The following is a 13,421-nucleotide window of genomic DNA, read 5'->3' on the forward strand; positions in this document are numbered from 1 at the left end:
CACGCCGGATGAGCGTGTACCGCCTCCACCCCGCCGCCGACCCCCGTGACCTCGTCGCGCCGAAGGTGCTGGGCGGGGACGTGCTCGTGCGCGAGGTGGAGGTCGCCGCCACGCCGGCGCTGCTGGTCTCCGGGGTTCCGCAGCCCAGCCCCGTGGAGTGGGCCGAGGCCGTCCGCTCGCTCACCGGCGTCGACCTGGGGTTCACCACCACGACGTCCGCGGCGGCGCTGCTGCTCGCCGCCGACGGCACGCAGTACGCGCTCACCTTCGGCCAAGGCTGGCGCTACCTGCGGGACAGCCACGTCGACCGCGAGTTCGGCCTCGACATCGCGGTGCGCCTGCTCGATCCCGACGAGATCCGCCGGATCACCCGCCGCGCGCTGAGCGCGAAGGCACGCGTCGACCGGAACCTGGTGCCGGGCGGGCAGGGGCTGTGGGCGTTCGGGCTGCGCGAGCACGCCGAGCTGGTGCGCAGCCTCACCGGCCGGGTGCAACGCGACGTACACGCGGACTTCACCTACGTGCGGCGCCGGGGCAGCTACCGCAACTTCCGCTTCAGCCTCGACTGCGGCGACGGCCTGCAGCTGCACCTCGGCACGCGCGGCGAGGACCTGCTGGCGGACCTGCGCGAGCTGACGCGGCTCGCGACCACGCCGGACGTGCACGCCCGGCTCGCCCCGCTGCGCTGGGTCCGGCGGCTGGGCCCCGGCCACGAGCTGACCGAGAAGCTCGACTCCGCCGCGGCCGACCTGCTGGCCGGGTCCGGCGAGGGCGAGCTCGGCATCTCCTACCCCGCGCGGTACCACGACGGCCCGGCGGCGCACTGGTTCCGCGGGCACGTCGGGAACGTCCCCGTCGACACCGGCGAGCTGACGCTCGACGACCTGCGAGCCGGGCTGCGGCACACCGCCCACCGCCTGGCGACGCTGCGGACCAGCGCGATCGAGGGGTTCGACGACGAGGGCCGCAGCCTCGGCGGTCCGGTGTCGGCCCTGCACTGGCTCGCCGCCGAGGTCGTCGAGCCGGGCGCGCGGTTCGTGCTCGTCGACGGCGACTGGTACCGGCTGGGCGAGCAGTACCTCGCGCACGTCGAACGCGTGGTGGCGGACGCCTTCGCCGACCGGCCCGAGTGGACACTCCCGCCGTGGCAGGACGCCCCGCGCAACGAGCAGGGCCGGGTGGCCGAAGCCGCGTACAACCGGCACGTCGAGTCGGTGGACGAACGGTTCCTGTGCCTGGACCGGTCGCTGCTGAAGACCCGCGTGCACCCGCGCGGCTTCGAGGCGTGCGACCTGCTCGGGCCGGGCAACGAGCTCGTGCACGTCAAGAAGGTCAGCGGCAGCACCGGGTCGTCGGTGCTGAGCCACCTGTTCGCGCAGGGCTTGGTGGCCGCGGAGAGCCTCACCGACCGCCAGACGTGGGAACGGTTCGTCCGCCTGGTGGCCGAACGCGACCCGGCCCGCGCGGCGACGCTCGGCGACCGCCCGGCCGGCCTGGTCTACGCGATCCACCGCTCCGACAAGCCGTTGCGGCCGGAGACGCTGTTCACCTTCGCCCGCTCGGCCCTCGTGTCGGCCGCGGTGGCGCTCACCACCTACGGCATCCCGCTGCGGATCGCGGTGATCCCCTAGTAGTCCGACACCAGTTCGGCGGGGTTGAGGGTGACCGGGAACGGCTGGTCCACCGCGATCGGCTGGTCGTGCGACGCCTTGGCGAGCGTCACGTACGCGTCGCCGGCGAGGCTCAGGCACAGCACGTCCGGCACGTACGGGTCCACCAGCCAGTAGTTCGGGCAGCCCGCCGCGGCCAGGCGCGCCCGCTTGAGCTCGGTGTCGATCAGGCGGCTGGACGGCGAGATCACCTCGACCGCGAGCACCGGCACCCCGACCAGCGCCCGCTCGGTGTAGTCGCCGCGGCGGCCCACCACGACGTCGGGGATCAGCACGGTGTCGTCGGCCAGCACCACGTCCACCGGCGCGGGCAGCGCCTCGCAGTCGGCCGGGCAGTTCCGGCTCACGGCGGCGAGCACCCGGGCCACGACGCGCTGGTGCAGGGGACGGGGTGAGGGGCTCATCAGGAGCACCCCGTCCACCAGCTCGTAGCGGTGACCGTCATCGGCGATCGACTCCAGATCCCTGCGCGTGAATGGCTCACGGTGACCGAACACCGGGACAGTCGCCATGGTCTCCCCAACATCGCGTAGATCCGAAGCCGCGCCGGCGACAGCTTAGCCGCCTTCCGATGACCAACCGCTGCGGACGGCGGGCCGCGGGCACCCCGAAAGCACCAGTGGCCGCCGCCGTGCCCAAGTTTCCGGGCACCCACTGTCACCGAGGGTTGCCCGCCAGTGACGTTCCTGTGGAAAAAGCGCCCGCGCTGCGCCGAAAGTGTGCCGGAAAAGAATTCAGGAAATTGTCGGCACCCGTATTCCGGCGCGCAATCCCCCGCAGTTCCGGCGGCAATCTGGGAAGCGCTTTCCGGGCGGAGCGTTCAAGGATCCGATGGTAGGCGATGGGGGGAAGAACGAGCAACCACGCCCATTCAGCCGCGGTCGAGGCGGCGGGTGGTGATGTGGACGCCGTCGACCAGTTCTCCGCCCGAGGTGGTCACCGCGGCCAGGCAGAACCGGACCCACATGTTGAGCTGAACCTCCTTCGCGAACCGGAGGTGGGCGTAGAGCAGGTGCACGAGCCGGTTGGCGGCCCTGGCCCACAGCTCGATTTCGAACACCAGCAGCCCGTTCTCCGCCGCCGCCCGGAACTGCACCTGCCCCGCCTCCAGGTGACCGCGCAGGGTCACCAGCCGCACGGTGGTGCGGTCGCGGTGGGCGATCCGGACCGGGCCGTTCCACGGGCCCGGCATCTCCACCAGCAGCTCGTCGCCGACGTCCAGGGCGCGGCCGCCCGAGGCTCCGAAGTGGACGTCGACGACCTCGGTGGGGACGAAGTGCTTGAAGTCGTGGACGACGAGGTCGACCAGCTGCCCGGCGTCCAGCTTCGTCCCGGCCACGCGCGCCCGGAAGCTGCGGTGGAACAGGGGGCCGTAGCCGTCGAGCTGGACGCGGTCGTCGAGCACTTCGGGCGCCACCCGGGGCGGCCGGTCCGCCATCCCACCGGGGGATTCGGTGCGGTGCAGCGGGGTGGTGGCCCAGAGGTAGCGCCACGTGACGAGCACGGTGCCCGCCAGCCAGCGCGCGACCAGGGCGAGCACCCGGCGAGGTGACGGCATCCGCGCCCTCCCAGTGGGTGAAACCGAATTTTCCGGGTACAGGCTCCAGTACCCCGCATTCCGGCGGTGACACGGACTCGACGGAGACACCATGGTGGTTCGCCTGCTGCACCGGGCCCACGTGCGTGGCGCGCACCTGCACCTCGCCTCGCTGGCCACGATCGGCCTCTGCCTGGGCCTGTGGATCCGGGCCAAGACGGTGGACCAGGACCAGCGGGGCAACGCCGAGCGGCGCGCGCTGTTCGTGGGTCTGTGGCCGCCGACGATGTGGCTGATCGGGGACTCGCTGGAGGAACACGAGTGAGCTGGGTCTTCGGCAGGCTGGACGCGGCGCGGGTCTGGCGCGAGCTGGCCGGGGCGGAGGTCAACTACTCGGTCGCGGAGGTGCGCAGGCCGGAGTGGAACATCGACACTCACCGCCACGGGTTGCCCGCGGAGCGGCCGGGACCGCCGGAGCCGGGAGGCTCGTGGGAGCACGCGTGCCGCCTGGTGCGGGGCTACGAGTTCTCGCCGCCGGAGACGGTGCGGGCGCTGTTCGATCCGGACGCGCCGCTGCTGGGCCGGGACATGCTGCTCGAAGCGCGGTTCCACGGCCTGCACTTCTACTGCGGGGTGCGGGTGACCGAGATCGTGGACGAGACCCGCGACGACGGTGACCGCGTGTGGGGCTGGGCGTACGAGACGCTGGAGGGCCACCTGGAGCGGGGCAAGGTGACCTACCAGGTGATCAAGCACCAGGACAGCGGCCGGGTGGAGTTCGTGGCGGAAAGCTATTCGCAGGGCGCGCCCACGCTGGGGCCGGTGGTCTCCTTCGGCTGGCGCGTGTTCGGGCGCCAGCAGCAGCTGCGGTTCTACCGCCGCTGCGGCGCCCGGCTGCGGGAGTTCACGGAGGCGGCGCTGCGCGGGGAGCCGGTGCCGTCCAGGCCCGCCCCGCGCGTGGGGCGGCTGGTGGTGGCGCCCTCGGACGCGAAGGTGACGCGGTGGGACGCCGTGGCGGTCCACCGCGCCGGGCCGGGGTAACGGTGGAGCGTCGGGCGGTGGCAGCGGTGGCGATGCTCTGGTGCATCGGGCCGGGGACGTCCGCGGGGCGGCGGGCGCAGCGGCTGTGGGAGTTCACAGAGGCGGCGGCTGCGCGGGAAACCGGTGCCGTCCAGGGCCGCCCCGCGTGTGGGGGCGGCGGGCGCAGCGGCTGCGGGAGTTCACTGAGGCGGCTGCTGCGGGGGAAACCGGTGCCGCCGGGGGCCGCCCCGCGTGTGGGGGCGGCGGGCGCAGCGGCTGCGGGAGTTCACTGAGGCGGCTGCTGCGGGGGAAACCGGTGCCGCCGGGGGCCGCCCCGCGTGTGGGGGCGGCGGGCGCAGCGGCTGCGGGAGTTCACTGAGGCGGCTGCTGCGGGGGAAACCGGTGCCGCCGGGGGCCGCCCCGCGTGTGGGCGGCGGCGGGCGCCAGCGGCTGCGGTCCCACGGCGCTCTGACGCGCCTGGCCTCGGCATGGCGGCCACTCCCCCGGCGCAGGGCCCGCTGAACATCGCCCGTCGAAGACCAATCCTCTCCCTGGTCCAGACCATGCGTGGTTGGTTTCTTGTTGGCGTGCGGTGCAAGCAAGTGGAGTCTTGACGCCTTCCCGGCTCGGGGCGATAGTGAAGACGTCTCGCGTCTCTCGCAGTTCCGCTCGAACCTCCGGAGGTCGCAGCGCCGTCCCACACCTGTTAGCGCTAACACTTGGACAAAGGAGTTCATCGATGGTGCGGAAACCCCAGCTATGGAAAGCGCTTTCAGCGGCGGGCTTCGCCCTGGTCGCCGCCCTCGGTACCGCGGTCGGAAACGCCCCCTCGTCGTTCGCCGCCACGCAGGGGCCCTGTGACATCTACGCCGCGGGCGGCACCCCGTGCGTCGCCGCGCACAGCACCACTCGCGCCCTCTACGGCTCGTACAACGGGGCGCTCTACCAGGTCCGGCGCGCCTCGGACAACGCCACGCTCAACATCGGCCCGCTGAGCGCGGGCGGCGTCGCCAACGCCGCGGCACAGGACTCGTTCTGCGCCGCCAGCAGCTGCGTCATCACGGTGATCTACGACCAGTCCGGCCGCGGGAACAACCTCACCCAGGCCCCGCCCGGCGGGTTCAACGGCCCCGCCGCCGGCGGCTACGACAACCTCGCCAACGCCACCTCCGCGCCGGTCACCGTGGGCGGGCACAAGGCGTACGGCGTCTTCGTCACGCCCGGCACCGGCTACCGCGACAACAACACCAACGGGATCGCGACCGGTGAGCAGCCGGAGGGCATGTACGCGATCTTCGACGGCACGCACTACAACGGCAACTGCTGCTTCGACTACGGCAACGCCGAGACCAACAGCCTCGACAACGGCAACGGGCACATGGAGGCCATCTACTTCGGCAACAGCAAGGGCTGGGGCTACGGCACGGGCAACGGCCCGTGGATCATGGCCGACCTGGAGAACGGGCTGTTCTCCGGCGTGAACGCGGGCTACAACGCCAACGATCCCACCATCAGCAACCGGTTCACCACCGCGATCATCAAGGGTGGTCCGAACCACTGGGCGATCCGCGGCGGCAACGCGCAGTCCGGCGGCCTCTCGACCTTCTACGACGGCGCGCGGCCCAACGTCTCGGGCTACAACCCGATGAAGAAGGAGGGCGCGATCATCCTCGGCATCGGTGGTGACAACAGCAACGGCGCCGCCGGCACCTTCTACGAGGGTGTCATGACCTCCGGTTTCCCGTCGGACGCCACCGAGAACTCCGTGCAGGCCAACATCACCGCCGCCGGTTACGCCGCCTCCGCCACCCCGGTGCCCGCCGCTGGGTCGCGGATCTCGTTGCAGGCCACCACGGGCTGCTGCGTGTCGGACTACATCACCCACAACGACAACGACACCGGCGTGCAGATCGCGGCGGTCGGCTCGGGCAGCACGGCCACCCTCAAGCAGGACGCCACGTGGATCGTGCGCGCCGGGCTCGCCAACAGCTCGTGCGTGTCGTTCGAGTCGGCCAACCGGGCAGGCCAGTACCTGCGGCACGCGAACTACCAGCTGTGGCTGCAACCGAACGACGGCAGCGCGTTGTTCTCCCAGGACGCGACGTTCTGCCCACAGGCGGGCAACAGCGGCCAGGGCCTGTCGTTCCAGTCGGTCAACTACCCGGGCCACTACCTGCGCCACTACAACTTCGTGATCTACATCGCGAGCAACGGTGGCTCGAACGCCTGGGACAGCACGAACCTGTGGGCCGACGACTCCAGCTGGATCACCACCGGCCCCTGGAGCTGACGGAGCTCAGCCCGTGTCCGGTCCGGCCCAGGTGGTCCGGACCGGACACCAGGCCGACGAGCAGCACGCGGCACTCGCCGATGCGGCCGTCCAGCGGTGGCACGGCCCGAAGCGCACGGGCCCGGTCCCGCCCTCGGCCGCCGTGGGTGACACGGACACGGGGACACTCCTCCCAGGACGTAACCCTATTCGGTGGTTACGGAAAGGTGGCACCTCCTCCTGGGCGCGCCGCAACTGGGCGGAGTCCGGCATTTCGCCACGGCGGCTTGGGGGCGCCGCGTCGAGTACCGCGGCGAAGGGTCACCGGCCTGTCGAGGGAAGCCCCGCGCACGCGTCCCGGGATGCCCGCCGGGTCGCTACCTCACCCCTCCGGCACCCCATCCAGGCGGCACGGGGTTCAGCCACCAACCCCCGCCCTCAGGCCACGGCGCCCGCGGCGGCGCGGCGGCGGCGGAAGTTCTGCGCCTTCGCCCGGTTGCCGCAGCTGCGCATGTCGCACCAGCGGCGCGAGCGGCGGGCGGAGCGGTCCACGTACAGCCGCGTGCACTCCTCTGCCCCGCATTCGCGGATCAGTGCGCTGTCGACGCCGCTCACCAGCTCGATCGCCGAGCGGGCGAGGGTGGCGAGGGCCGCGGCGATGTCGCCGCTGCGGCACGCCGTGCCGTCCTCCGCGAGCCGCAGCCGGACCGGCGGCACGGCGGCCGCCGTGTTCGCCACGCGGCGGTTGCCGCCTCTGGCACCCCGCCCTCGGCGGCCGCCAGCGCGAGCCGGTACGCGGCGCCGCGCAGCTGCCGGGCCGCGGCGAGGTCGTCCTGCTCCGCCCGCGGCGGATCGTCGACCACACCCGCCTCGACCAGCCAGCGCGTCAGGTCCGCGGGCTCGGCGAGCAGGTCCGCCAGCGTCCCATCGTGCCGGCGAAGTCGAGTGCGAGGTGCCCGCTGACGAAGGCGGACGTCATGACCTCAACATAACCCTCCCGATGAGTTGTCTTCGGCAGCCGGAACACCCGAGCACTCGGCCGGGAGCACTTCCCGGGACCGTTCCTCGTTCGGAAACCCCTGGTCAGCAGGCGTGTCCCGCACCTCGGCCGACTCGCGGGCGAGCGCCGCGACCACTTCCGCCAGGCGGTAATGGCACATCAGGACTTCGCCGCCAGGGCACTGGTCTCCCAGGCGAACCCGTCCGGGTCGACGAACGGCTCCACCGAGCCACCGACCACGATCCGGTGCGATCCGGAGCCCTCGGGCGGGACACCGGCGTCCTTGGCGAGCGCCCGCCGCCGGTACAGCCCCAGCGTGATGGGGCCGGACGCCGCGAACTCGGCGTACACGCGCCCGAAGCTCTTCCTCACCGTGAGCCCGCGGCTGACGTAGAACCGCTTGCTCGCGGCCACGTCGGCCACGCCCAGCAGGAGCACGATGCTGTCGATCCGCCGGCTGGCCGGGCCGCTGTTCTTCTTCGCCTGGGTCGCGACCTTCCAGATCGTCCCGTCCGGCGCACGCACCACGGCGCCGTAGCCCCACAACGACTTCGTGGCGGGCTTGAGCGACTCGGCCCCGGCCTCCAGCGCCGCCCCGGCCAGGGCGTCGACGTCGGCGGGCTGGGACACGATCAGCGACAGGGTGAACCCGCGGAACCCGTCGCTCGGCTCGTGCGAGGCCCGCAACCGCAGCCGGTCGCCGAGCCCGAAGGCGGTGGTGTAGAAGCGCTGAGCGGCGGCGGGATCGGCCACTTCGAGGGTGATGTTGTCGAGTGAAGTCATGCCGGAAACGCTAGGCGCGGCGGGGCGGCCGGTGCTTCTCGATTCCTGACCGCTCTCGAGACCGCCACACCCCCCTTCGGGTCCCCGGCGCAGGGTTAAACTTCGTGTTCTCATGAGCGCAACGATCATCGTCAAGGGACTGGCCGCCGGGCACGGCGAGCGGACCCTGTTCTCGGGGCTGGACCTGGTCGTCGCGCCGGGTGACGTGGTGGGGCTGGTCGGCGCCAACGGGGCGGGCAAGTCCACCCTGCTGCGGCTGCTCGCGGGCCTGGACAGGCCGGAGGCCGGGGAGATCCGGCTGAGCCCGCCGACCGCGATCGTCGGGCACCTGCCACAGGAACCGGAGCGGCGCGAGGACGAGTCGGTGCGGGCTTTTCTGGCCCGCCGCACCGGTGTCGCCGCCGCGCAGTCCGAATTGGACACTGCCACCGAGGCGCTGACCGCGGGCACGGGCGGCGCCGACCTCGACGAGCGGACGGGCGAGGTCGCCGCGGAGGTCGGGCTCGCGGTCGACCTCGACCAGCCGATGACCGCGCTCTCGGGCGGCCAGGCGGCGCGCGCGGGCCTGGCGTCGCTGCTGCTGAGCCGCTACGACGTGTTCCTCCTCGACGAGCCGACGAACGACCTCGATCTGGACGGGCTGGTGCGGCTGGAGCGGTTCGTCACCGGCCTGCGCTCGGCGACGGTGCTGGTGAGCCACGACCGGGAGTTCCTGGCCCGCACCGTGGACCGCGTGGTGGAGCTGGACCTCGCGCAGCAGCAGGTCAACACCTATGGCGGCGGTTACGAGTCCTACCTGGAGGAGCGTGCGGTCGCCCGGCGGCACGCCCGGGAGGAGTACGAGGAGTACGCCACCACGAAGGCCGGGCTGGAGGCGCGGGCGCGCACGCAGCGGGCGTGGATGGAAAAGGGCGTGAAGAACGCGCGCCGCAAGGCTCCGGACAACGACAAGGTGGGCCGCAAGTTCCGCGCCGAGGCGACGGAGAAGCAGGCGGCCAAGGCGCGGCAGACCGACCGCATGATCGAGCGGCTGGACGCCGTGGAGGAGCCACGCAAGGAGTGGGAGCTGCGGATGGAGATCGCCGCGGCCCCGCGGGCGGGCGCGGTGGTCGCCACCCTCCGTGGCGCGGTCGTGCGGCGCGGCGCGTTCACGCTCGGCCCGGTGGACCTGCAGATCGACTGGGCGGACCGGGTGGCGATCACCGGCGCGAACGGGGCCGGGAAGTCGACGCTGCTCGCCGCCCTCCTCGGCCGGGCCGAGCTCGCCGAGGGAAGCGCCACGCTCGGTCCGGGAGTCGTCGTGGGAGAGGTCGACCAGGCGCGGCAACGGTTCCTCGGGGACGCCACGCTGGCCGAGGCGTTCGCCCGCGAGGTGCCGGAGTTCGCCGACGCGGACGTCCGGACGCTGCTCGCGAAGTTCGGCCTGAAGGCGGCGCACGTCCTGCGCCCCGCGGCGACGCTGTCCCCGGGCGAACGCACCCGGGCGGCGCTCGCGCTGCTGCAGGCCCGCGGGGTGAACCTGCTGGTGCTCGACGAGCCGACGAACCACCTCGACCTGCCCGCGATCGAACAGCTGGAGTCCGCTTTGGACACCTACCCGGGCACGCTGCTGCTGGTGACCCACGACCGCCGCATGCTGGACGCCGTGCACGTCACGCGCTGCTTCGCGGTGGCGGACGGCAAGGTGACGGAGGACTAGTCCGCAGAGGACAGTTGTGGCGCGATCTCCCGGCTCAGTGCGTCCACCTTCGACCACACCCTGGCGTCCGTCCAGTAGCCGGAATGGCCGCCCGCGGACGGGGGTGGGTCGCCGTAGACGTGCCACGCCGAGGGCGGGTCCGGGAGGCACTCGTCGTGCAGGCGGCCCGGGTCCGGGCGCTCCACCGTCACGCTGTTGCCGATCGGGTCGGTGGGATACCAGAAGTTCCGCCACGCCACCACCCGCGCGCTCCCACCGGTGTCGCGCAGCACGGCGTCGAGCACCCGCGGGTTGAGCCAGCCGGAGAACGCCCACGAGTACAGCCACGACACCGGGTTCCCGAACGTCACCAGCCCGATCGTCCCCTGCCGCGCCCGCGACAGGCCGGGCAGCAGCGCGACCGCCGACAGCACCGCGCCCTGGCTGTGCCCGACCAGCACCACCGGCGACCCGTGGTCGTTCAGCCGCCAGATGCGCCGCTGGAGGTCGGGCACCGCGCGTTCCGCGTAACACGGCGGCGCGAACGGGTGGTACGACCGCGGCCAGAACGTGCCCACGTCCCAGAGCACCCCGAGCTGCCGGCGCCGCGCCGGATCGCGCCAGCCCTGGCGCAGCAACCACATCAGCACCGCCAGCGCCAGCCCGGACACGAAGATCGCGACCTTGCCCAGCGCCCCGTTCGGGCTGAACCACGCGTCGGGCACCGGCGGCCGCCACACGAGCACCACCAGCACCCCGGCCGTCTGGAGCACCGCGACGAGCCAGATCAGCACCGCCGCGACGGAGCGGACCTCGGCCAGCCGGTAGGTCCACTTCAGCTTGCGCCGCCACGACTTCTGCTCGCCCGGCGCGTCCACCTGGTACGCCTTCGTGTCCCCGTCGCGGGGAACCGCGCTCACGTACCACGCCTCGTCCGCCGCCCCGCCGCGCGCCGGTTCCTCGTCGTGCGCGTACGCCCGGTAGTCCTCGTCGAACCCGCGGGGGCTGCGCAAACCGCCGCGGAGCCGGGGCAGCTGCACCAGGATCGCGCCGACGATCGCCGCCAGCAGGGTGACGGTCAGCACGGGACCCGCCCACACCAGCGGCAGCGGCATGGCCAGCAGCCCCGGAGCGCCGGCGGGCTCGGCGGCGAACGACCCCAGCGTGTGCCCCACGGTGAACAGCACGCTCAGCAGGATCGAGTTCAGCAGCCCCGCCGCGAGCACCGTCACCACGACCGGCCCGCCGACGAGCCGCTTGCTCTTGGCGGCGGGCTTCGAGACCAGCCTGCGAGCGAGAGCGCCCAGCGCCATCAGCACGACGGCCGCCGCCAGCGCGGCGTAGGTGGCGGCCACGATCCCGTTCACTCCGGGCAGCGAGCCACTGGTCTGGACCATCTGCGGTTGCAGCAGCGCAAAGACCCCCGCGCACACCAGACCGGCGGGCGGGGTCACGTGCACCGCCACCTGCCACGGCCGGTTGTCCAGGCGCCCCTTGGCCAGGCGCCCCGCCCAGTGGTCGCCCGCGACGACCGCCGCGGAGGTCGCGAGCACGAGCGCGCCGACGACGATCGCGACCCACCACCAGGCGAGCGCCCGCGGCTGCGGGGACGCGGCCCGCGCGGTGACGGCGAAGGTGACCGTGAGGAACCCGAGCGCGGCCGCGACGTGCGCCCCGGTCATCCGCCGCACCGCGCGGGCGGAGTTCCAGAACCTCGGGTCGGTCAGCGTGGTGTCCGCGGCCGACGTCCTCGGCCGCCCGTCCGCCTGCGCGGCGGCCGTCGCCGCGTCGCCTTCCAACCGCCACGGCGGGAGCACCGACTCGTACCGGCTCTGCGTGCGCAGCGCGAGCAGCACGAGCACCCCGATCCCCACGGCGACCAGCGCGAAGCCGATCACCAGCGGGCGCTCGCCGTGCCCGGCGACCCAGGTCCACTGCCACGGCCACAGCCACGGCCGGTGGTCGACGAGCCCGGCGCGGGTGGCCTGGAAGGCGATGAGGTCCGGTCCGATCAGGACCGCCACCAGCACGGCGTTCACGGTGAGGGCGAGGCACGCCAGGTTCGCGGTGACGCGGTGCCACGCGAACCACGGCCCGGACGGCCGCTCCCCGCCGTCCCCGCGGTACATCCAGCCCGCGAGGTTCGCCAGCAGGAACGGCACGAGCAGCAGCCACAGCACGCGGACCCCGGACCGCGACGTCAGCCCGCCCCACGAGTACGCCTCCACGTGCCGGGCGGGCACGTCACCGCGGGCGGGGAGGTCGTCGGTGCGGTAGAAGCCGGCCACGCGGTCACCCGCGGCCTGCCGCGGAGCCAGGTCGCGCAGCAGCGCGTCGGGCGTGGTGCCGCCGACGCCGTGCACCCGCAGCTCGGTGATCCCGGAGTCCAGTGTGACCGGTGGCTCGACCGCCCCGGGCGGGCGCGCTCCGGAGACGACCCCGTACCTGGGCACCGCCACACGCATCACCCCAGTCCGGCCACCCGACCTCGGCGGGGACAGTGTGGCACACCGCCTTCACCCGAACGGGAACCAGCCGCACCCCGCCGCGTCGAAGTGGCCGGGGGCGGTCCGGAGGAAGGGGCAGTGGTGCGGAGCAGGTTCACGTGGTGCGCGGTCCTCGCGCTGGTGCTTGCGGGATGCACGCAGACGACGAGCGGGCAGGCGCAGTCCGGCGGAGCACCGGTCAGCGGTGACGGCGGCGCGAAGGCGAGCGAGTCGGCCGCGCCCTCGACCACCAGCGCGGCGCCGCAGTCCTCGTCGTACCCGTCGACGGACGGGGTCACGGCGACGATCGCGACGATGACCGTGCGGCTGCCCGCGGACACCCAGTACGCGGTGGAGTCCCGCGACCCCGGCTACGAGGGCTGCCTGCAGTCGCCGGCGTTCGCGTGCGAAGGCAAGATCCTGGACCTGCGGGCGGCGGCCGACGAGGGGATGATCAACCTGCCGGACGCGCACCGCCAGTACGGCTGGTACCCGGGCACCGACGTGCCCACGTGCATCGGCCCCGCGGCCGATCCGGGCACGGGCTCCGAGGCCACGGGCAGCACGCTGCTGGAAAGCGGTTTCGCGCCGGTGGGGCCGAAGAAGGCGGAGTACGCGCGGTTCCAGGAGACCTGCCAGGAGCCGGCGCAGAACAACCAGATCCGGATGTGGTGGCTGCCGCAGAGCAAGATCCTGGTGGTCGAGCACGCGTCCACTCCGGAGCTGGACACCGCGTTCGACCGCATGCTCGCCTCGGCGACCTTCAGTTGACAGGCAAGTGACGGCTTGCCTATCGTGTGGCGCGTGGGTGACGTCTTCAAGGCCCTGGCCGACCCCACGCGCCGGACGATCCTCGACGAGCTGACCGAGCGGAACGGGCAGACGCTGTTCGAGATCTGCGCCCGGCTGCTCACCAACCACGGGATCGGCCCGTCCCGGCAGGCGATCTCGCAGCACCTCGACGTGCTGGAGGCCGCC

The 13,421-nt window shown here is 72.9% G+C and carries 13 protein-coding genes and 1 pseudogene; 7 read left to right on the plus strand and 7 right to left on the minus strand.

Annotated features, from left to right (window positions below):
- The first annotated feature begins 8 nt into the window (after positions 1 to 8).
- Positions 9 to 1,631 (plus strand): DUF6119 family protein, encoded by a 1,623-nt coding sequence (locus FHX82_RS25175; RefSeq protein WP_183176816.1) that lies wholly within the window; start codon positions 9 to 11, stop codon positions 1,629 to 1,631.
- On the opposite strand, the gene FHX82_RS25180 is transcribed toward FHX82_RS25175, so the two are convergent.
- Positions 1,628 to 2,182 (minus strand): Uma2 family endonuclease, encoded by a 555-nt coding sequence (locus tag FHX82_RS25180; protein ID WP_221216502.1) that lies wholly within the window; start codon positions 2,180 to 2,182, stop codon positions 1,628 to 1,630. The two genes, FHX82_RS25175 and FHX82_RS25180, sit on opposite strands and share 4 nt — an antisense overlap.
- A 359-nt stretch (positions 2,183 to 2,541) precedes the next feature.
- The gene (locus tag FHX82_RS25185) at positions 2,542 to 3,228 is read right to left on the minus strand and encodes a DUF1990 family protein (protein ID WP_145936482.1); all 687 of its coding nucleotides are present in this window, start codon (positions 3,226 to 3,228) and stop codon (positions 2,542 to 2,544) included.
- A gap of 91 nt (positions 3,229 to 3,319) precedes the next feature.
- Here FHX82_RS25185 and FHX82_RS25190 point away from each other — a divergent pair, with 91 nt between their 5' ends.
- The 3 genes from FHX82_RS25190 (at position 3,320) to FHX82_RS25200 (ending at position 6,517) form a co-directional block, all read left to right on the plus strand.
- Positions 3,320 to 3,532, plus strand: a complete 213-nt coding sequence (locus FHX82_RS25190; protein WP_145936481.1) for a hypothetical protein — start codon at positions 3,320 to 3,322, stop codon at positions 3,530 to 3,532.
- On the plus strand, positions 3,529 to 4,248 hold the full coding sequence (locus FHX82_RS25195; protein WP_145936480.1) for a DUF1990 family protein: 720 nt from the start codon (positions 3,529 to 3,531) through the stop codon (positions 4,246 to 4,248). The genes FHX82_RS25190 and FHX82_RS25195 overlap by 4 nt, the downstream gene beginning before the upstream one ends.
- Before the next feature lie 718 nt (positions 4,249 to 4,966).
- Positions 4,967 to 6,517: an alpha-L-arabinofuranosidase B gene (locus tag FHX82_RS25200; protein ID WP_145936479.1), complete on the plus strand. Its 1,551-nt coding sequence runs from the start codon at positions 4,967 to 4,969 to the stop codon at positions 6,515 to 6,517.
- Here FHX82_RS25200 and FHX82_RS37205 read toward each other — a convergent pair.
- The 4 genes and pseudogenes from FHX82_RS37205 to FHX82_RS25210 form a co-directional block, all read right to left on the minus strand.
- Complete coding sequence (locus tag FHX82_RS37205) at positions 6,495 to 6,620, minus strand: hypothetical protein (protein WP_260172355.1); 126 nt, start codon at positions 6,618 to 6,620, stop codon at positions 6,495 to 6,497. The genes FHX82_RS25200 and FHX82_RS37205 overlap by 23 nt on opposite strands.
- Before the next feature lie 314 nt (positions 6,621 to 6,934).
- Positions 6,935 to 7,234, minus strand: coding sequence for a CGNR zinc finger domain-containing protein (locus FHX82_RS37810; RefSeq protein WP_229881165.1), 300 nt, complete (start codon positions 7,232 to 7,234; stop codon positions 6,935 to 6,937).
- 47 nt (positions 7,235 to 7,281) lie between these two features.
- Positions 7,282 to 7,416: pseudogene (locus tag FHX82_RS38070) on the minus strand (ABATE domain-containing protein); the annotation flags it as partial.
- A 239-nt stretch (positions 7,417 to 7,655) separates the two neighbouring features.
- The gene (locus FHX82_RS25210) at positions 7,656 to 8,279 is read right to left on the minus strand and encodes a VOC family protein (RefSeq protein ID WP_145936478.1); all 624 of its coding nucleotides are present in this window, start codon (positions 8,277 to 8,279) and stop codon (positions 7,656 to 7,658) included.
- 112 nt (positions 8,280 to 8,391) lie between these two features.
- On the opposite strand from FHX82_RS25210, the gene FHX82_RS25215 reads away from it, so the two are divergent.
- Entirely contained in the window at positions 8,392 to 9,978 is a 1,587-nt protein-coding gene (locus FHX82_RS25215) for an ABC-F family ATP-binding cassette domain-containing protein (protein ID WP_145936477.1), read from the plus strand.
- On the opposite strand, the gene FHX82_RS25220 is transcribed toward FHX82_RS25215, so the two are convergent.
- The gene (locus FHX82_RS25220; RefSeq protein WP_145936476.1) at positions 9,975 to 12,416 is read right to left on the minus strand and encodes a hypothetical protein; all 2,442 of its coding nucleotides are present in this window, start codon (positions 12,414 to 12,416) and stop codon (positions 9,975 to 9,977) included. The two genes, FHX82_RS25215 and FHX82_RS25220, sit on opposite strands and share 4 nt — an antisense overlap.
- Before the next feature lie 129 nt (positions 12,417 to 12,545).
- On the opposite strand from FHX82_RS25220, the gene FHX82_RS25225 reads away from it, so the two are divergent.
- Complete coding sequence (locus FHX82_RS25225; protein ID WP_183176817.1) at positions 12,546 to 13,214, plus strand: hypothetical protein; 669 nt, start codon at positions 12,546 to 12,548, stop codon at positions 13,212 to 13,214.
- 33 nt (positions 13,215 to 13,247) lie between these two features.
- The coding region (locus FHX82_RS25230; RefSeq protein ID WP_183176818.1) for a winged helix-turn-helix domain-containing protein at positions 13,248 to 13,421 on the plus strand (174 nt) is incomplete at its 3' end.

Source organism: Amycolatopsis bartoniae (assembly GCF_014191255.1).
Lineage (GTDB): Bacteria > Actinomycetota > Actinomycetes > Mycobacteriales > Pseudonocardiaceae > Amycolatopsis_E > Amycolatopsis_E bartoniae.

Bases quoted from the DNA above. Each gene is read 5' to 3' on its own strand.
- FHX82_RS25175 (WP_183176816.1), top strand. From the start codon at position 9: ATGAGCGTGTACCGCCTCCACCCCGCCGCCGACCCCCGTGACCTCGTC.
- FHX82_RS25180 (WP_221216502.1), bottom strand. From the start codon at position 2,182: ATGGCGACTGTCCCGGTGTTCGGTCACCGTGAGCCATTCACGCGCAGG.
- FHX82_RS25185 (WP_145936482.1), bottom strand. From the start codon at position 3,228: ATGCCGTCACCTCGCCGGGTGCTCGCCCTGGTCGCGCGCTGGCTGGCG.
- FHX82_RS25190 (WP_145936481.1), top strand. From the start codon at position 3,320: ATGGTGGTTCGCCTGCTGCACCGGGCCCACGTGCGTGGCGCGCACCTG.
- FHX82_RS25200 (WP_145936479.1), top strand. From the start codon at position 4,967: ATGGTGCGGAAACCCCAGCTATGGAAAGCGCTTTCAGCGGCGGGCTTC.
- FHX82_RS25210 (WP_145936478.1), bottom strand. From the start codon at position 8,279: ATGACTTCACTCGACAACATCACCCTCGAAGTGGCCGATCCCGCCGCC.
- FHX82_RS25215 (WP_145936477.1), top strand. From the start codon at position 8,392: ATGAGCGCAACGATCATCGTCAAGGGACTGGCCGCCGGGCACGGCGAG.